Genomic DNA, 19255 nt, shown 5'->3' with positions numbered 1-19255 from the left:
GGACTCAGATGAGTCCTTTTTTATAGGCTGGGAAATACTCTTAATCATCCATACCAAAAATATCGCGGCTATAGACTTTCTCCAGCACATCCGCCAGCTCATCGGATTGACGGTTGGCAACAATCACATCGCTATAGTGTTTAAATTCATTCAGATCCTGCATAACTTTGGAGTGAAAGAATTCATCTTCCTGCAAGGTCGGCTCGTAAATCACCACTTCCACGCCACGGCCTTTGATGCGTTTCATCACCCCTTGAATGGCCGATGCCCTGAAGTTGTCTGAACCACTTTTCATGACCAGACGGTAAATACCGACCACTTTCGGGTTGCGTTGCAGGACGGACTGGGCAATAAAATCTTTACGGGTGGCATTGGCATCGACAATGGCCTGAATTAAATTGCTCGGTACATTGTGATAGTTGGCCAGCAACTGTTTGGTGTCTTTCGGCAGGCAGTAGCCGCCGTAGCCAAAGGACGGATTGTTATAATATTTGCCAATCCGCTGATCCAGACAGACGCCGTCAATAATCTGTCGGGTATCCAGCTGAAACAGCTGTGCATAGGTGTCCAGTTCATTGAAATAGGCCACGCGCATAGCCAGATAGGTGTTGGCAAACAGCTTGATGGCTTCGGCTTCGGTGGAACCGGTAAAAAGTACCGGGCAGTCTTTTTTGATGGCGCCTTCGAGTAGCATATCGGCAAACAGTCGGGCACGCTCCGACTGTTCTCCGACAATAATCCGTGATGGATACAGGTTGTCATGCAGGGCTTTGCCTTCACGCAAAAATTCCGGTGAAAAAATAATATTTCCACTACGATATTTCTGTTTGATTTTTTCGGTAAACCCGACCGGAACGGTAGATTTGATGATCATGGTGGTGCAGGGATTAATTGACAGTACATCCTGAATCACGCTTTCGACACTGTCGGTATTAAAATAATTGGTCTGTGGATCGTAATCGGTCGGCGTGGCGATAATCACATAATCGGCATCCTGATAGGCATCGGCCTGATGCAGGGTGGCTTTAAAATTCAGGTCTTTATTTTTCAGGAAGTCACTAATTTCAGGGTCTTGTAGGGGAGAAATGCCATAATTCAGCAGTTCGACTTTTTCAGGAATGATATCGAGCGCCACCACTTCATGCTGCTGCGCAAAAATCATGGCATTGGAAAGGCCAACATAGCCGGTACCGACAATACTAATTTTCATAATCTATTGTTGTTCTGCGATGAGTTCTAATCTGCATCTTGAATGTGCAAGTTCGATGACGTTTTTCTGACAGTTATTTTGCAGTGGCTTTTCTTTGCAGCCATTCTGCTAATTTGTAACTCTGTGATATGATGGCGCCATTGCTCAGGTGGATCATGCGGCATGGCTTTACATGAAACAGAGATGAACTCTCAATCTTCTTTAATGCAGGAACAGAATGTTGTTCTGTGCATGAAATGGGGAACCAAATACGGTTCGGAATACGTTAACCGTTTGTACAATATGGTCAAACGCCATACCACAGTCGACTTTAAAATGGTCTGCCTGACTGACCGTACTGAAGGCATTAATCCGGAAGTAGAATGTTTTCCGATCCCGCCGCTGGCTTTGCCAGAAGGGGCGCCTGAGCGTGGCTGGAACAAGCTGTCGACGTTTGAGCCAGATTTATATGGCTTGACAGGCAATGCGCTATTTCTGGATTTAGATGTGGTCATTGTCGACAATATCGACGCATTTTTTACCCATCCGGGTGATTTTCTGATTATTCATGACTGGAAACGTCCATGGCGAATTACCGGCAACAGTTCGGTCTATCGTTTTAAACTGGGGGCTTTCCCAGGATTATTGCCGTATTTCCGTGAGCATTTTGATGAGATCCGTCAGAAGTTCCGTAATGAGCAGGCGTATTTGTCCTGGTATGTCGATCAGGAGAAAAAATTAAGCTACTGGCCAGAGAGCTGGTGTAAAAGCTATAAATATCATTGTCTGCAAAAGATTCCGATGGCCTATTTTAAGCCGCCAGTGAAACCGGAAGGTGCCAAAATTATTATTTTCCATGGGGAAATTAATCCACCAGATGCAATTCATGGCGGTGGAGGAAAATGGTATCGCTATGTGTTGCCATCGGATTGGATTAAAGAGGCTTGGCAGTAATTGAAGCAACATCCTGCATTAAATCATACAGCGCGACCATATCGCTTAAGTGTGGTCATGATTGTTAAGAACGAAGCAAAAAACTTAGAATTATCGTTACCCGCATTAAAAGGCTGGATTGATGAGTTAATTGTACTGGATTCTGGAAGCACAGATCATAGCCGACAACTGGTGGAAGACGCTGGGGGACAATGGTTTGAAAATCTAAATTGGCCAGGGTTTGGAAAACAGCGTCAACTTGCACAGTCTTATGCTACAGGTGAATGGATTCTTGCTTTGGATGCAGATGAAGTGGTTACAGAGCAGCTACAGCAGAATATTTTAAAAGCAATTCAACAGCCGCCTTTAGATACGGTCTTTGGAATTAAGCGTTTGGATTGCATATTTGGTCATCAAATTGATAATGCTTATTGGCCAGTGAAGGCGCATTGGCGCTTATTTCCAAAAGACTATCAGTATGATGATAATCTTGTTCATGAGTCAGTTGTTTTAAATGGGGCTAAAACAGAGAAGCTGCAAGGTTTTCTTTTGCATCAAACCGCACCTACACCTAAATTTTGGCTAGAAAAGCGTTTAGATTATGCGAAAGCATGGGCTGTCGATCGTGAGCAACGAGGGAAAACAGTTGGTATTTGGGGGGTGTTTTTTCATACGTTCTGGGCGTTTATTAAACAATACCTGATTGATGGCCGCTTCTTAATGGGTCAGTATGGATTCATTTACTCTCTGTTATTTACACAGTATACCTTTAATAAATATGCAATTTTATATGATTTGAAGAATAATCATGCTTTGGCAACTTTTAATCAGTCACTAGAAAATATTAAAAAGCTTCAGCCAGTTGACCAATCTGAGAAAAAATCGACTGTTTCATTGGTGATGATTGCAAAGAATGAGTCGAAACATTTAGCTGCATGTTTAGCGACAGTGCATGACCTTGTTGATGAGATTATTATTCTTGATTCTGGCAGTACAGATCAGACCGAAGAGATTGCCAAGCGATTCGGGGTAAAATGGTATGTTAACTGTGAGTGGAAAGGATTTGGTATTCAGCGCCAGATAGCACAAAGTTATGCTACTCAGGACTATGTACTTGTTCTGGATCCAGATGAGCGACTTGATCAGGCCCTTCGGAAGTCGATTGTTGAGGTGCTAAAGCATCCACTTCAAACGGATAAAGTTTTTAGCTTGGCGCGTGTTAATCAGTTCTGTGGTGTTGAAGTGCAAAAACGTTTTTGGTATGCAGACAGATTAGCACGGTTATATGCCAATAAGTCTTTTCAATACTCATCTTTGGAAGTTCATGAATCTTTAGATCAGAGGAATGTGCCTGCTGTAAAATTAAATGGTTATTTAGAGCATTTAACCAATGATGATTTACACCATTTCCTAGTGAAAAATATTCGCTATAGTCATGATTGGGCATCGGATAAATTTAAGCATGGTAAAAAAATAGGTTTATTTGCAGCTGTATCGCGTGGCATTTTCTCTTTTATACGAGAATATATCATCCGTGGTGACTTTTTGGGCGGGGCGTATGGTTATCTGCTAGCAATGGCATCCATGGGCTATACTTTAGATAAGTATTTGATGCTGTGGCAAATGAATAAAGAGAGCAATAAAAAATGAAGATTTTAATTGCCAATATGTCTTCTATACCAGTGTATGCCTATGGCGGGACAGAACGTGTAATTTGGGATTTGGCAAAACAACTGGTTGAGCAGGGGCATCAGGTCATATTCCTTGTGCCGAAAGGTTCACACTGTAGTTTTGCGAAAGTAATTGAAATGGATCCTGATCGACCGATTTCTGTACAGATTCCAGATGATATTGATGTGGTTCATTTCCAGTTCCAGCCCAACGTTACCGGTTTAGAGGTGCCCTATGTAGTGACTGAGCATGGAAATGCTCAGCTTGAAGAGCGTTTGAATCAAAACACCATTTTTGTTTCTCGTGATCATGCGCAAAGACACAACTCAGACTCTTATGTGTTAAATGGTCTGGATTGGTCGAATTATGGTGAAGTCGACTGGAAGCGAGAGCGGAATTACTATCACTTTTTGGGTAAAGCAGCTTGGCGTTTGAAAAATGTCAAAGGTGCAATTCATATTGCAAAAAAAGCCAAACAGCAGTTACATGTGCTAGGAGGCGATCGTTTTAATTTTAAACGTGGTTTACGTTTAACTTTTTCTCCTCAAATTAAATTTCATGGGATGGTCGGCGGCCAAGAAAAGCTTTCATTATTAAATGGCTCGAAGGGATTGATCTTTCCTGTGCGTTGGCATGAACCTTTTGGGTTGGCTATTATTGAAAGTATGTATTTTGGTTGTCCTGTTTTTTCAACGCCTTATGGTGCTATTCCTGAACTGGTACCACATGAGTGCGGGGTACTTTCAAATAATGCTGATCTATTGGTGGATGCGATTAATACGCAAAAATTTGATCCCTTATATTGTCAGCAACATGTTGTAGAAAATTTTAATGCTGAAAGAATGGCATACGGATATTTAGAGAAATATGAGCTGGCAATACAGGGTAAAGCATTGAATCAAAATTCTCCTTATTTAATGAAGGAATGCCAAAATCTTGAATGGCATGAATTATGATATAATTTATATTTAAAATTATGTAAAATAAAAAATTATTTGCTAATTTTTTGGGTAGTCAGTGTTTTGTTTTGTTATTAGTTTAAGTGATGTTCTTGATAGAAGAGAGCATATAAGAAAAGAATTTAAAAAAGCAAATTTAGAGTTTGAGTTTTTTGATGCTTTGCGACCAAAAGAAGGTAAGGAATTATTAGTTAGTATGTCACCTGATAGTGATCTTACACTTCTTAGTCCTGGTGAGATTGCGTGTTTGGCTAGCCATGTAGCTTTATGGAAAAAATTGCTTGAAAGTAAGGAACAATATTCAATTATTTTTGAGGATGATATTTTCTTTGGTGAGAAAGTTGCTGATTTTTTATATGAAATAATCGAAGACCTACAAGGTTTAGATTTAATTAAACTAGAAACATTTCAAGAGAAAGTGTTATTAGGTAAACTCAGGAAAAGTTTTTTAAATCGTCATTTGTATGATTTACACTCTAATCACAGTGGTACGGCAGGATATATTATTACGAGAAGTGGGGCTACAAAGTTATTGCAATATCTTTTTTTAGGTGATCAGCTTTTACCAGCCGATCATTATATGTTTGAAAAAACCACTAAGGACAAGGAAATTAATGTTGTACAAGTGTCTCCAGGTATATGTATACAAGAAAAAGTTTTATTCAATGAATGTAGTTTATCAAACTCCCTAGAGCAGTCACGGATTAGTTGGACCCGTATAAAAAGAAAAAAAAATATATTTGAAAGGATTTATAAAGAATTTCAACGTTTTCTGTTACGTTGGAAGATGAAGATGTTTTCAATAATAATTGAATTTAAATAGCAGGATAAGTATGGGGTTTTTAGTGAGTAATACAATTACACTTCCAGATATTCATGCTTTATGGGTTGGGGAAAATTTAGGTCGTTTGGCGAGATGCTGTTTAATGTCCTTTATACAGCAAGGGCATAATGTTGTTTTACATGTGTATAATGACATTAACGATGTGCCTAGCGGAGTTAAATTGGCAGACGCTAATCAAATAATTAATAAAAGTAAAATTATAAAGCACAAAAAAACAGGTAGTTATGCACTGTTTTCTGATATTTTTCGTTATGAATTAATGAAAAGTTTGAAAGGGAAAGGGGTCTATGTTGATTGTGATGTCTATTGTATTCGCCCAATCTTGCAAGAAGACTATATAGTTGCATTTGAGGATGATAATAAAATTAATGGTGCAGTACTAGCATTACCTGAAAACTCTGTTGTCCTTGATCATTTGTTAAAAGCAGCTTATGACCCTTATTTTATTCCGCCATGGTATTCTAAAAATAAACAGCTCAGATTTAAAATAAAGAAAATTTTAGGGTTTTCCAAGCATATTTCTGATATGCCTTGGGGTGTTATTGGGCCAGAAGCAATTACATATTATTTTCATAAAAATAATCTTTTAAGTTTGGTTAAACCAATGGATTACTATTATCCAATACACTATCAATGTATTAGTAAGCTTTTAGACCCTGATTTAACAATAGATGATTTAGTGACTTATCGCACGAAATGTGTGCATTTATACAATGAGATGCTTAAAAATATTGATTTAAATCAAATATCTGACAAATGTGTTCTAAATAAAATGTTAGAAAATAGTTTAAGGGTTAAGGGTGAATAAGTTGACTGCAAAAAGTGAAAAGCCAAAAATTAAGGTTGCTTTGATCGTTGATGAGTACTTTGGTGCTCTAGGTACAGCTTATGGTGGGTATGGTTTTTTAGCAAGAAGGTATATTTCAAAATATTTACCTGATAGTGAAATTGAAATAGAGGTTCTACTTGGTAAAGGAAAGTATAACTTTAAATCTGAGGCAAATGTTGTAGATGGGATTAATGTATACAAATTACCACGTAGAAAGTGGTTTGCATCTCATTGGCTTTCAAAAAAAGATTATTCTATATATTTAAGTATTGAACTTACATATAGTTATGTTCTCGAGTGTGAAAAAAATATCGATAAGAAGCTGATTTTGTGGATACAAGACCCAAGACCACAATATGAATGGGATGAGATAAATACTGTTAAGTTATTTCCTGAGCCATCATATTATAATCAAAAAATTTATGATTTAGTGCATGAGTGGTATAAGCGCGGACGTGTAAAATTCGTAACTCAAGGCCATTTTTTAAATGAAAAGGCAATTGATTTATATGATTTAGATTGTAATGTTGAAATCGAATATCTACCTAATCCAATTGATATCGACCCAAATTATATTTACTCATATAAGAATAAAGAAAATATCATTATTTTTTTAGGAAGAATTGAGTCTGTGAAAAGAGGGTGGTTGTTTTGTGAGATTGCAAAGAAAATGCCACAATATCAATTTTATGTTTTAGGGAAAACTTTTAGAGATGATGGGGAAAATTCAAAAATAATACAGCCATATCTTGAATTACCAAATTTACATTTTGCAGGACATGTAGATGGTGAGGTAAAAGCCTCATATCTCAAGCGTGCAAAAATTTTAATAAATACTTCAATTCATGAAGCATTACCTATTTCATTTCTTGAAGCATTATCATATGGAGTTCTTATTGTTAGTAATAGGAATCCAGAAAACCTGACTGAAAAATTTGGAGTTCATGTTGGTGATGTTTTAGGTGATGGTTTTGATAAAGTTGATCTTTATTGTAGTGCGGTAAATAAATTAATGAATGATGATATATTACAGAAGCAATTGGCTGTTAAAGCTATTCAATATATCAATGAGGTACATACTGTCGAGAGGTTTGTTAAAAATACTCGAAAAATTATTTTAGAAGAGGTTACAAAATAAAGATGGTTCTAGGTTGAATGGGAGAGAGTTTTATAATAGTTTCCTCCCCCCTTAACCTTCCTAAACCGCTTATACCCCCACAAATACTGTTCTGGAGCGACATTAATCATGCGCTCCATTTCTTTATTCAGCGTATCGACTGAAAGCTGCAAATCTTTGGCATTAATCTCTGCAGACAAAGTCTGCACATGCAGCTCAAAGCCACTTAAATCTTCACGGCGTAAACAGCTTAAACCAATCACTGAACACTGGGTCTTGGCTGCCAGTTTTGAGAGCAAGGTAGAGGAAAGTGCATTCTGACCAAAGAAAGGTGAATAAATGCCACCCGACTCTTTAGGCACATGATCCGGTAAAATTGCGGCAAATCCACCTTGTTTTAAATGCTTAAATAAGGCACGTACGCCTGTTTCATCGGTGGGTACCAGTGTGGCATTAAGACGCTGCCGTGCTTCCAGCATAAACCGGTCTACATCCGGATTTTTGCTCGGTTTATACATAATGACCGGTGCAGTATGTAAATTCACCCAGGCATTCATCAATTCCCAGGTACCAAAATGCGGCACCACTGCCAAGGTCCCATTCGGGTTTTGCAGGGCGTCTAAAAAAATATCTTCCCCATGCACGACCTTGATCTGTTCAAGGGCAAACTCCGGCGCAGAACCCCAAATCTTGACCGATTCTGCATAGGTCATACATTGGCTTTTCAGGCTGCGCCGCGTGAGTTGCTCCCGTTCTGATTCAGATAACTCCGGATAAGCAGACTTTAAATTAATTTCGGTCACGCGTCGAGCAGAGGAGTTGCTCACATACAGTAACCAGCCCACAGATCGGGCAGTGACCTGAATCAAACGCAGGGGAAGTCTGGAGAAATTTTTAAGAAGGGAATACATGAATCAAGCAAGAGTCCGCACAATTATGGTCGATCGGCATTGCCTTTTAAGACCATATAAATCAGTCCGACAAAAATCAGCAAGGCGCCGATAATACTACTCAGGCTGAAATACACAATACGGTCATTGGTATCAAGCGCAAACAGGTTATTCGCCAAGATATAACGCATGAACAGCCATTGTACAATCGAAAAGACAATAAGCATGATGCCACGGTTACGTACTGCAGGACGCATTGCCATCGCTGAATCACCTAAGAATGAAAACTGCAGTTATTATGCCATTGCTCGGCAGTGATCTCAATGTAATAAAAAAGCCCTGCAATGGCAGGGCTTCTTTAGAATGACAAGCTATTATTCTTGAGATTCCGCTTTTGGTTTTTCACGTAAGCGAATACCCAAATCGCGCAGTTGAGTCGCTTCAACTGGTGCTGGTGCTTGAGTCAATGGACATTCAGCAGTCTTGGTTTTCGGGAATGCAATCACATCACGAATAGACGCACCGCCGGTCATCAGCATCACTAAACGGTCCAGACCGAATGCTAGACCACCGTGTGGAGGTGCACCGTAACGTAAAGCATTTAGTAAGAAGCTGAATTTCTCTTCGGCTTCTTCTTCACCAATACCTAAAGCTTCAAAGATGGCTTTTTGCATTTCCAGGTTGTGAATACGCAGTGAACCACCACCAATTTCAGTGCCGTTCAATACCATATCGTAAGCGACAGACAGCGCAGCACCCGGGTTATTCTTCACTTCTTCAACGCTTGATTTCGGCAGCGTGAATGGGTGATGCACAGAGGTCCATTTACCATCGTCAGTTTCTTCGAACATTGGGAAGTCAACCACCCAAAGCGGAGCCCATTCGCACGTCGAAAGATTCATGTCGTGACCAATCTTGACACGAAGCGCGCCCATTGCATCGTTTACAACTTTGGCTTTGTCTGCACCGAAGAAGACGATGTCACCATTTTCAGCACCAACGCGTTTTAAGAGATCCAGCACGATTGGTTCGATGAATTTCACGATTGGTGATTGCAGGCCTTCGATACCTTTTTCAAGTTCGTTGACTTTGATGTAAGCCAGACCTTTGGCACCGTAGATACCCACGAATTTGGTGTATTCATCAATTGCACTACGTGGCAGTGAACCTGCACCCGGAACGCGAAGTGCCACAATACGGCCTTTCGGATCTTTGGCAGGGCCAGCGAATACCTTGAACTCAACGTCTTGCATTAAATCTGCAACATCAATCAGTTTCAACGGAATACGCAGGTCCGGTTTGTCCGATGCATAGTCACGCATCGCATCGGCATAGGTCATACGCGGGAATTTGTCGAATTCAACGTTTAGAAGTTCTTTGAACATCTTCACCGTCAAACGTTCCATCAAATCCATGATGTCATCGTCGCTCATGAACGATGTTTCAACGTCGATCTGGGTAAATTCTGGCTGACGGTCCGCACGTAAGTCTTCGTCACGGAAACATTTGGCGATTTGGTAATAACGGTCAATACCACCTACCATCAATAACTGTTTGAACAGCTGTGGTGATTGTGGCAGTGCGTAGAAGCTACCGTTAGACACACGACTTGGAACCAGGTAGTCACGTGCACCTTCAGGCGTTGCACGAGTCAAAATTGGAGTTTCAACGTCTAGGAAACCATTGTCTTCGAAGTAGTTACGAATCAGGTTGGTCAGTTTAGAACGGAAACGTAAGCGCTCTAACATTTCTGGACGACGGATGTCCAGGAAGCGGTATTTCAGACGGATTTCTTCAGAAATATTGGTGTTTTCATCATTCAGTGGGAATGGCGGCGTTTCAGATTGAGCCAGCACTTCAATTTCTTTGCCCAATACTTCAATCTGGCCACTGACCATATTGGCATTTTCAGTACCCGCATAACGGCGGCGTACACGGCCTGTAATTTTTAATACGAATTCAGAACGAGCTTTATCTGCTGTGGCAAATGCTTCTGGGGTATCCGGGTCGATAACCACTTGTACCAGACCGTCACGGTCACGCATATCCAGGAAGATCACCCCACCGTGGTCACGGCGACGATGTACCCAACCACACAAGGTTACGGTTTGGTCGATTTGAGCTTCGGTTAAAGAACCGCAGTAATGAGTTCGCATCATAGCGTAAAAAATCCAACTATATGGGTTAATGACAGCGCATACGTAAACAGCGTACCGCTTGAAGTAAATGTTGGATTATGCCTCTTTGCAGGTTTTGTCACAAGAACTAGCGTGAAAAACCCGGCAATTTCCTGCTATTTCGAGTTAACCGAACTCATGATTGCGGTCCAGAATCTGAAATAAAATACAGCCCGTGGTTAAAATGATTAAGGCACCCTGACTAAACTCATTAAAAGCCCGGCCCAGAAAATAATAACGATGGCTATACCACAGTTCATCACTGAAATAGCGGGCATAATCCCAGACCGAATAAGCACCTAGCAAAATGGCCAGGCCAATCAGGATGGCTGCCGCTTGTTTGACCCGTCGGCTCACTGGCCAGTGCTGACGATAGCGCTGATAATAACGCCAGCACATCCACAGCAAAAACGGCAGGGCCAGAAGCGAACTGCCAATCTGCAAAATAAAATGTAGTGGATAGGTCTGGGAGAACCAGGACACCGGCTGGTTTAAAAAATCATGAAAGGCGAAAGTGCGAAAGTCGACGTGAGTTAAACCATCCCAAATTAAATGGGTGGCATTGCCCAGCAATAGTCCCAGCACCATCGCAAGTAAAAAACCAAGGGCCGACTTGAACGAATCCAGATTGAGCTCATGTTGTATGCCTAGCGCCCGATACAGCACCGGACGATAAATCAGATACCACGCCGCACAAAAAGCCAGACCCAGCCATAAATTTGGATGAACAATTGAACTCCATAAATGATTCAAGCCGCCCTGATCGGTGGTAAATAATCGGCTTAAATCGGGCAGCATACAGCCAATGGCAAGGGCTGCAACGGGAAGACGATGGCCTGTCAGCTGGGCAATGGGTGGTGCTAAAACCGCATGAGATAAGGTAAAGGGCATACAGGCGTAGACAATAAAAACAGAAAAATTCGTGAGGCCCTATAGCTTAACCAAGCAAAGATGAATTTTATGTTTTTTATTGCAAAACAGTTGAAATGTTATATTATAACATTATTCAAATTTGTTACTCTGAGCCTGAGTCATGTCCTTCCATAAGAATTTAATAACACTGTCTATTTTTGCTGTTGTGGCCCCTGCGGTTTTTGCAGATGAGGCGAATCTATCCAATGCGCAGCAACTTGAAACCATTCAGCTAAAAGCCCATCCTCTGGTTCAGACTGCAGCGGACTTTGCTGTAGCAGATCAGGTGGTAGAACAGAAAGTATTGGCTGAACGCCCAACAACCATTGGTGATGCACTGGCTGATGAACTGGGTGTATATTCAAATCAGTACGGCACAGGTTCAAGCCGCCCCGTGATTCGTGGTCAAGATGGTCCGCGTGTCAAAGTCTTACAACACGCATCTGAAACTGCCGATGTATCGACTTTATCTCCAGATCATACGGTTACGGTAGATCCAATTCTGGCAAAACAGGTTGAAGTGATTCGTGGTCCATCGACTTTACTTTATGGTGCCGGTACTGTCGGTGGTTTGGTCAATGTAACCGATCAGAAAATTCCAACCCAAATGCCAGCAGATGGCTTAGAGGGTACCGTCGGCGTGCGCTATAACTCGGGTAGCGATGAGAAGCTGGCCAGTGCAGGTGTAACAGCGGCAATTGGTGACAGCTTTGCCTTACGTGTTGAAGGTTCAAAACGTAAAGCGAATAACTATATTACGCCAGATTACTGGGTAGAACATCATAATGATGAAGCACGCCATGAAGATCATGGACATGATGATGCACATGAGGGTGATGAAGAGCATGAAACACATTTTGATAAAGCCCGTCGTGTAGACAATACCTTTGCAGAAGGCCAAACCGTGAATATTGGTGGCTCATGGATTCATGACCGTGGTTTTGTCGGGGTGTCTTATAGCAACCGTCAGGACAAATACGGTTTACCAGGGCATAGTCATGAATATCATGGTTGTGGGCCAGATCATGACAATCCGAATATAATTGAATGTCCTCCTCACGATGATCATGGTGGTCCATGGGTCGATCTGGAATCACACCGTTATGACGTCCGTGCTGAGCTGGACCAGCCATTTTCCGGCTTTGACAAGTTACGTGCCCATGCCAGCTATACCGATTATGAACATGACGAGCTGGAAGAAAGTGAAGTTATCAGTAATTTTAAAAGCAAAGGCTATGATGCCCGTTTAGAGTTGCTTCATAAACCAGTCGCGGGTTGGGAAGGGGTCTTTGGTACCCAATATAGCCAACAGAAAATTAATCTTGCGGGTGGTGCGGAAGAACATGATGGGCATTCTCATAGTGGCGTGCTGATGGCAGACACCAAGACCGAAAAATATAGCCTGTTCGGTTTAGAGCATAAGCAGTTTGGTGATGTGCATGTGGAATTGGGTGCACGTGTAGAACATCAAAAAATTGATGTAGATTCAACTCAAAAAGACTATTCAGATACCGGTGTTTCAGGTTCAGCAGCAGCCAATTGGCAGTTTGCTCCAAACTATAAGCTTTCTGTGGTTGGCTCGCATCAGCAACGTTTACCACTGGCACAAGAGTTGTATGCGGACGGTATTCACTTTGCCACCAATACCTATGAGCGTGGAAATGAGGATCTGGATGTTGAGAAGTCAAATAACCTTGAGTTAGGTCTGCATTATGAAGGTGCGAAACTCGACTATCATGTGCATGTTTATCACAACTGGTTTGATAACTATATTTATGGCTCAACAACCGACAGCGAAGGAACATTCCGTCTAGTTGATTATAAACAAGACAAAGCCCGTTTCTACGGTACAGAAGCGCAGTTAGGCTATGCCATTAACGATGCTTATAAAGTTAGCCTGTTTGGTGACTATGTGCGTGGCAAAATTGATGGTGAAAATGCCCCGCGTGTACCCGCAGGCCGTTTAGGTACCAAAGTAGAAGCCGATTTTGCTGATGGCTGGTCAGGTCTGGCAGAGTACTATCATGTCTTTAAACAGGACCAGATCGCCAGCTATGAACAGGAAACCCAAGGCTATAACATGGTCAATGTCGGTCTGGCGTATGCAGGTGCCATGGCGAATAACCAGGACTACCGCGTGTTCTTTAAAGCCAATAACCTGCTGGATGATCAGGTTTATTCACATACCTCATTCCTGTCCAACATTCCGCAAGTGGGCCGTAATTTTACCGTTGGTTTAGAATATAACTTCTAAGCAAAACTTAAATTTATTGCCAAAATCAAGAGGATGTCACGGAAATCCTCTTGAAAAAAGCCTGAAGAAAACCTAGCCTGAGTTGATTGGGTTAGGTTTTTTCTTATGCGTATCTTTCAACGAATTCACAATAAACTGAACTGGTCACCACGGCGTTATCTGGGCGTGATGATGGGCCTGCTGGCGTTAAGCTATTTATCCTCGGCACTGTATCATACCTATAAGCCCTTACCGGATGGTTTGAATTATGCGGGACCGCTACGTCATGCCGAAGTCAAATTTCTGGCCGATCAGACCTATCTGGATGCACAGGGCCAGCAGCATTATGATCATCAGATTTTTAATGAAATGCTGCGCCTGATTGATGAAGCACAAAGTTTAATTGTGCTGGATATGTTCCTGTTTAATCCGCAAACCGGGGCATCACAGGCCCAGCATCAACCGCTCAGCCAGCAATTGACTGATGTACTGATTCAAAAACGCCGTACCCAGCCGGATATTGAAATCAAGCTGATTACCGATCCGATTAACTCGGTTTATGGCGGCCTTGCGCCAGAGCATTATCGGCAACTGCGCCAGGCCGGAATTGATGTGATCGAAACCAATTTAACTCCGCTACGCGCTTCCAATCCGATGTGGTCCGGATTCTGGTACATCTGCTGTCAGGGCATCCGCAATAATCCGGAGGCTGGCTGGCTGGCCAATCCGTTTGGCGAGGGCAAAATCACCCTGCGCAGTTATTCCGAGCTGCTGAATTTTAAGGCCAACCACCGTAAAACCATTGTGGTTGATACCCCGGACGGCTGGGAAGCTCTGGTGACCTCAATGAATCCGCATGATGCCAGTTCCCATCACTCCAATGTGGCGCTGGTGGTCAAAGGCAATACCGCGGTAGATATTCTGAAAACCGAGCAGTCGGTGGCGCTCATGTCCGGCAGCAATATTCCCGGGGTGATTGTCGGTGAGTTTCAGGCCGCTGCTACTGAACCGCAGGTGCAGGTGCTGACTGAAAAAGCCATTTATGATGCGACTTTAAACCTGATTAATAGCGCCAAAGCCAATGAACAGGTCGATCTGGTGATGTTCTATCTGTCCGAGCGCCAGATTATCAAAAGCCTGCTTGCAGCCCATGAGCGTGGGGTGAAATTGCGGGTGCTGCTGGATGCCAATAAAGATGCGTTTGGTCTGGAAAAGAATGGCGTACCGAACCGGCCAGTGGCAGCAGAATTACATCAGGCCGGCATTCCACTGCGCTGGTGTAATACCCAAGGCGAGCAATGTCATAGCAAAATGCTGATCAAGCGCAATGCCCAGCAACAGGAGATGATTTTAGGTTCGGCCAATTTCACCGCACGGAATTTAAAAAATTATAATCTGGAAACCAATTTACGCGTGTTAGGCCCGGCTCAAGCACCGGTATTTCAAGATGCCCAGCAGTATTTTGATACCGCCTGGTCAAACTTAAATGGCCGTCAGATGAGCGTGGATTATGCCCAGTATGCCGATGAATCGACGCTGAAATATGGGCTGTATCGTTTGATGGAATGGAGTGGCTGGTCGACGTTCTAATCTCCCTTATTCCACGCTTCTGTTTGGGAGCCGTGGCTTCTGCTTATAAGAGATGTTTGGAAGAATGAGTTTTCTTCCATCCTGTAAAGAGAGGGTTGGAGAGAAGCGATTTTCCCCTTCCTTGCAAGAGAGTTAGGAACAATAGCTTTTTCTCCTCCTCGTAAGAGAAGGTTAGGGAGACACGCTTTTCCTTAACCTTCTAGGAGAGAGTCAGGGAGAGGTCAGTACTAAGGTTTAACGCTTAGTTTTGCCCCGGATTCGGTGGTACCAGTTCATCCAGATCTTTATCAGACAGCTCATCCAGCTCGCTCAGGTCGGTTTTAATTTTCCACTGGCTTTCATCTTCAACCGGATTCGGCAAACGCGCTTCCAGCCAGTCGCAGACCACATCGGGCGGGAAATCGGCATGATTACACTGGATCACCCAAGACAGGAAGTCTTTGGCTTCACCATTCATATAAGGTGGTGGCGATACCGGTAAAAACTGCGTTGGCAAACGTTCATTCTTGGAAATATAGTTCAGCACATGACCCAGTTCCTGTACGGTTTGCCAGGCCAGTGGGTGTGCTACATTAATCTGAAATTTAAACCACCATGCCTGAGCACCATCTGTGCCATAGGCATCGATCAAGTTTTTTTGAACACTGGGTACTTTGCAGAAATATTCATAAAGACGATCAAAACTTAAATCAGACACAAGCATGAACCTAGTATGAAAAAAAGCGAGTGTAGCATAAAAGTAGGCCATTATTTTCACTGAGAAATACGGCCGATCTACCGCCATTCATCTAAAAAACTTGTATAAAGCATGCATGTTCATTTTTTATCCTTAATCCTGTTTTATAGTAAAATCAATAGGCTGATGTTTGGGAGTCGGGTAGTGAAAAGAATACAAGCAGGTGTATGGTTAGGCATTGGATTGTCTGCCATCTCGACATTATCGCTGGCCGATACCAATCGCTGGGCCAGTTATCAGGGTGTGGAGCGAAAATCGCATGCGCAGCATTATCCACAGCATCGCCCGTCTTATCCGCAGCACAGGCCACCACAATATTATCCGCCCCGTCCGCAATGGGGCCATCAACCGGTACGTCCGGGCATCAGTATTCAATATCAGGCGCCCACCACCATTTACCAGAATTCGCAAAGTTATAGCTGGGTCAATGGTGACCCGAATGTGGCCCGGATTGAAAGCAGCACGCAGACCATCATTACTGACTGGCGCCGTTTAGGTTTGCCGGCTCCGCCAAATGGCAGCTACTGGATTTATGAAAATGGTCGTTATATTTTGGTGCCGAACCGTTAGATCATCTGAAGCGTTCAAGCGGTGAAGAAAAGTATTTGAGCCAAACTGATGATCCGGTGAATCTTCACTCAAAAATCAGCGCGCCGTAGTGGTATCCAGGCGCGCTTTTTGTTCTTCAGATTTGAATGATGGATGTGATTTTGGTGTTTAGGCCAGTTCATCATCTTCCGGGCGTGGGGTCTTGCCTTGTGGCAACGGTTTTTCACTGTGTTTATCCCGAATTACCGATGGATAATTCCAGGAGGCAAAACGTACCACCAGAATCGCAAAGGCTAGAATCAGAATCGAACCGGTAATAATCACCAGGTCAATATCCGCTTTATGGTCGTGCTGGATATCGGAAATCAGTAGCCGGGTCAGGGCGGTAATGGCAATATAAATCAGGAAGCGTACTGGCATGTGGTTGGTTTTAAAGTAAATACCCACCATGGCACCGAGCTCCAAATAAATGAACAGCAGTAAAATATCATCAATCGTGGCATATTGTTTGACGGTCAGAATATCGACCACAGTATGGCCGGCCGACCAGATCACCATACAGCCAATCACGAACAGGGCAATATAGTGAAAACTTTCAACGGCCAGATTACCCAACCGGTCGAGGAGGGTTTCTATTTTTTCTACTTTGGGATGCCGTGCTGTCATATGCTCCTCCTGATTCTGCTGAATGAATAAGAAAAACTCATGCAAAAACTGTGCACAACTACAGGAAAAGTGGTGTAAAAACAGCAGGAAAACATGGATGCTATAAAAAAACGCCTGACAGTGCAGGCGTTTTTGAGAGATAAAAAGCTTAAGCCTGATGAGTGAAATAATCTTCCGAGAATTTCATGATCACATCAGAACCGGCTTTGATACGGGTAATTCGCATTTCCAGTTCTGGCAGAATGCGTTGTACAAAGTATAGACCCAGCGCCAGTTTGTTCTGATAGAACTCACCCTGTTTGGCCTGCGCTGCTTGGGCAATACGGGCAAACATATAGGCAAAGCTGAGCAGACCAACCGCGTGTAAATAATCGACCGCTGCTGCATTCGGGAATTCTGCATTTTCAGACGCCGCATTCAGAATGTATTGCGTTACCGATTCGACTTCTGTGGCTGCATCTAAGGTCGCATCTTTAATGAAGTTCAGATCGGCATCTAACTGGTTGGCAAAGTCACGGATTTCAGCAATATATTCTGCAATATAGGCGCCCTGACATTTAATGGTTTTACGGCCAATTAAATCTTGTGACTGGACGCCATTGGTACCTTCATAAATTTGCGCAATACGTAAATCACGTACACATTGCTCCATGCCCCATTCACGGATATAGCCATGACCACCGAAGCACATTTGCGCATCCAGTGTTGCCTGGAAAGCGGTATCGGTTAAATAGGCTTTGGCAATAGGCGTTAGCAGCGCCACACGGTCATTGGCTTTTTTCACCGCGTCTGCATCAGTCGAGAATTTGGTGATGTCCAGCTGTTGGCCGACATAGACTGCAAAGGCACGTGATGCTTCGTTGTTGGCACGCACATTCAAGAGCATACGACGTACATCGCCATGTACTAAAATGCTGTCAGCCGGTTTGTTTGGTGATTGTACACCTGAAGCGCTGCGGCCCTGTAAACGGTCAGTCGCATATTGTGCTGCATTCTGGTAAGCAAATTCAGAGGCGCCTAAACCCTGAATACCCATTGACAGACGTTCATAGTTCATCATCACGAACATGGCTGCCAGGCCTTCGTTTTCTTTACCGACCAGATAGCCTTTGGCACCATCAAAGTTCATGACACACGTGGCAGAGGCTTTAATCCCCATTTTGTGTTCGATAGAGCCTGGGCCAACCGGGTTACGTTCACCGAGTGAACCATCGGCATTGACCAGGAATTTTGGCACGATAAACAGCGAAATACCGCGTGAACCGGCAGGTGCATCTGGGGTTTTGGCCAGTACCAGGTGAATGATGTTTTCAGCCAGGTCATGATCACCACCGGTAATAAAGATTTTGGTCCCTGTAATGTTATAGCTGCCATCTTCGTTGCGTTCCGCTTTGGTTTTAATAATCCCCAAATCGGTACCGGCATGTGGTTCAGTCAGACACATGGTGCCAGACCATTCACCTGAATAAATTTTTGGTAAATAGGTTTCTTTTTGTTCCTGAGAAGCATAGCTGCTCAGCGCCATACCCGCACCAACTGACAGCAGTGGATACAGCATAAATGACGGGTTGGTGGCAAAAATCATTTCATCCGACAGAACGGTCAGCATTTTTGGCATGCCTTGACCGCCCCATTCTTCATCGGCACCCAGGCCAATCCAGCCGCCTTCGGCATATTGCTTGAATGCTTCTTTAAAACCGGCCGGTGTAGTTACGCTGCCATTGTTATATTGGGCACCTTCTTCATCACCAGTGCGGTTTAAGGGCAGGGTAACGTTCTGGGTAAATTTGGCCATTTCTTCAAGAATAGCTTCTGCGGTTGCAGCATCGAGGTGGGCGAGATTTTCGTTATTTTGCCAGAATTGTTCTGCTTGGAAGACATCATTCAGGATGAATTTCATATCGGCAAGCGGTGCGTTATAAATTGGCATAGTTCATTTCACCTGTTTCTTGTTTATTCA

Annotated in this window: 17 protein-coding genes; 9 read left to right on the top strand and 8 right to left on the bottom strand. The window is 43.0% G+C overall.

The features are described 5' to 3' along the window. Nucleotides 1-40: 40 nt before the first annotated feature. Nucleotides 41-1210: a nucleotide sugar dehydrogenase gene (locus tag FTT89_RS04375; protein WP_104498923.1), complete on the bottom strand. Its 1170-nt coding sequence runs from the start codon at nucleotides 1208-1210 to the stop codon at nucleotides 41-43. Nucleotides 1211-1372: 162 nt separating this feature from the next. Here FTT89_RS04375 and FTT89_RS04370 point away from each other — a divergent pair, with 162 nt between their 5' ends. From FTT89_RS04370 to FTT89_RS04345, 6 genes are all read left to right on the top strand, one after another. Continuing rightward, nucleotides 1373-2143, top strand: a complete 771-nt coding sequence (locus tag FTT89_RS04370; RefSeq protein ID WP_075174841.1) for a glycosyltransferase — start codon at nucleotides 1373-1375, stop codon at nucleotides 2141-2143. A gap of 57 nt (nucleotides 2144-2200) precedes the next feature. After that, nucleotides 2201-3772, top strand: coding sequence for a glycosyltransferase family 2 protein (locus FTT89_RS04365; RefSeq protein WP_180172763.1), 1572 nt, complete (start codon nucleotides 2201-2203; stop codon nucleotides 3770-3772). Next, nucleotides 3769-4749: a glycosyltransferase gene (locus FTT89_RS04360; protein WP_180172724.1), complete on the top strand. Its 981-nt coding sequence runs from the start codon at nucleotides 3769-3771 to the stop codon at nucleotides 4747-4749. Before FTT89_RS04365 ends, FTT89_RS04360 begins: the two co-directional genes overlap by 4 nt. 61 nt (nucleotides 4750-4810) lie before the next feature. Next, nucleotides 4811-5575, top strand: coding sequence for a glycosyltransferase family 25 protein (locus FTT89_RS04355; RefSeq protein WP_180172723.1), 765 nt, complete (start codon nucleotides 4811-4813; stop codon nucleotides 5573-5575). Nucleotides 5576-5597: 22 nt separating this feature from the next. Beyond that, on the top strand, nucleotides 5598-6404 hold the full coding sequence (locus tag FTT89_RS04350) for a galactosyltransferase Lgt5 (RefSeq protein ID WP_373688338.1): 807 nt from the start codon (nucleotides 5598-5600) through the stop codon (nucleotides 6402-6404). Next, nucleotides 6397-7563 (top strand): glycosyltransferase family 4 protein, encoded by a 1167-nt coding sequence (locus FTT89_RS04345; RefSeq protein WP_373688337.1) that lies wholly within the window; start codon nucleotides 6397-6399, stop codon nucleotides 7561-7563. Before FTT89_RS04350 ends, FTT89_RS04345 begins: the two co-directional genes overlap by 8 nt. 8 nt (nucleotides 7564-7571) lie before the next feature. Here the strand turns inward: FTT89_RS04345 and FTT89_RS04340 are convergent, their stop codons facing one another. The 4 genes from FTT89_RS04340 to FTT89_RS04325 form a co-directional block, all read right to left on the bottom strand. After that, nucleotides 7572-8453, bottom strand: a complete 882-nt coding sequence (locus tag FTT89_RS04340; protein WP_180172722.1) for a lysophospholipid acyltransferase family protein — start codon at nucleotides 8451-8453, stop codon at nucleotides 7572-7574. Nucleotides 8454-8476: 23 nt separating this feature from the next. After that, a complete protein-coding gene (locus FTT89_RS04335) occupies nucleotides 8477-8695 on the bottom strand; it encodes a hypothetical protein (protein WP_005180031.1) in 219 nt (72 codons plus the stop codon). Between the two features lie 111 nt (nucleotides 8696-8806). Further along, nucleotides 8807-10591, bottom strand: a complete 1785-nt coding sequence (gene aspS / locus FTT89_RS04330) for an aspartate--tRNA ligase (protein WP_045796021.1) — start codon at nucleotides 10589-10591, stop codon at nucleotides 8807-8809. Between the two features lie 144 nt (nucleotides 10592-10735). Next, a complete protein-coding gene (locus FTT89_RS04325; protein ID WP_168384234.1) occupies nucleotides 10736-11500 on the bottom strand; it encodes a DUF4184 family protein in 765 nt (254 codons plus the stop codon). A 142-nt stretch (nucleotides 11501-11642) separates the two neighbouring features. On the opposite strand from FTT89_RS04325, the gene znuD reads away from it, so the two are divergent. After that, nucleotides 11643-13775 (top strand): zinc piracy TonB-dependent receptor ZnuD, encoded by a 2133-nt coding sequence (gene znuD / locus FTT89_RS04320; RefSeq protein WP_180172721.1) that lies wholly within the window; start codon nucleotides 11643-11645, stop codon nucleotides 13773-13775. 105 nt (nucleotides 13776-13880) lie between these two features. Then, nucleotides 13881-15344: a phospholipase D family protein gene (locus FTT89_RS04315; RefSeq protein ID WP_180172720.1), complete on the top strand. Its 1464-nt coding sequence runs from the start codon at nucleotides 13881-13883 to the stop codon at nucleotides 15342-15344. 241 nt (nucleotides 15345-15585) lie between these two features. On the opposite strand, the gene FTT89_RS04310 is transcribed toward FTT89_RS04315, so the two are convergent. Further along, nucleotides 15586-16041, bottom strand: a complete 456-nt coding sequence (locus FTT89_RS04310) for a hypothetical protein (protein ID WP_005180018.1) — start codon at nucleotides 16039-16041, stop codon at nucleotides 15586-15588. A 183-nt stretch (nucleotides 16042-16224) separates the two neighbouring features. Between FTT89_RS04310 and FTT89_RS04305 the strand changes: the two genes are divergently transcribed. Then, nucleotides 16225-16650, top strand: coding sequence for an RcnB family protein (locus FTT89_RS04305; RefSeq protein ID WP_160242833.1), 426 nt, complete (start codon nucleotides 16225-16227; stop codon nucleotides 16648-16650). A gap of 147 nt (nucleotides 16651-16797) precedes the next feature. On the opposite strand, the gene FTT89_RS04300 is transcribed toward FTT89_RS04305, so the two are convergent. Both FTT89_RS04300 and FTT89_RS04295 read right to left on the bottom strand, forming a co-directional pair. Continuing rightward, the gene (locus FTT89_RS04300; RefSeq protein WP_005180016.1) at nucleotides 16798-17295 is read right to left on the bottom strand and encodes a phosphate-starvation-inducible protein PsiE; all 498 of its coding nucleotides are present in this window, start codon (nucleotides 17293-17295) and stop codon (nucleotides 16798-16800) included. Nucleotides 17296-17443: 148 nt separating this feature from the next. Further along, nucleotides 17444-19225, bottom strand: a complete 1782-nt coding sequence (locus FTT89_RS04295) for an acyl-CoA dehydrogenase C-terminal domain-containing protein (RefSeq protein ID WP_075168331.1) — start codon at nucleotides 19223-19225, stop codon at nucleotides 17444-17446. Between the last annotated feature and the right edge of the window lie 30 nt (nucleotides 19226-19255).

It is taken from the genome of Acinetobacter sp. YH01025 (assembly GCF_013420185.1).
In the GTDB taxonomy this organism is placed as follows: Bacteria; Pseudomonadota; Gammaproteobacteria; order Pseudomonadales; family Moraxellaceae; genus Acinetobacter; species Acinetobacter indicus.
This window is presented reverse-complemented; position numbering and strand designations above follow the sequence as displayed.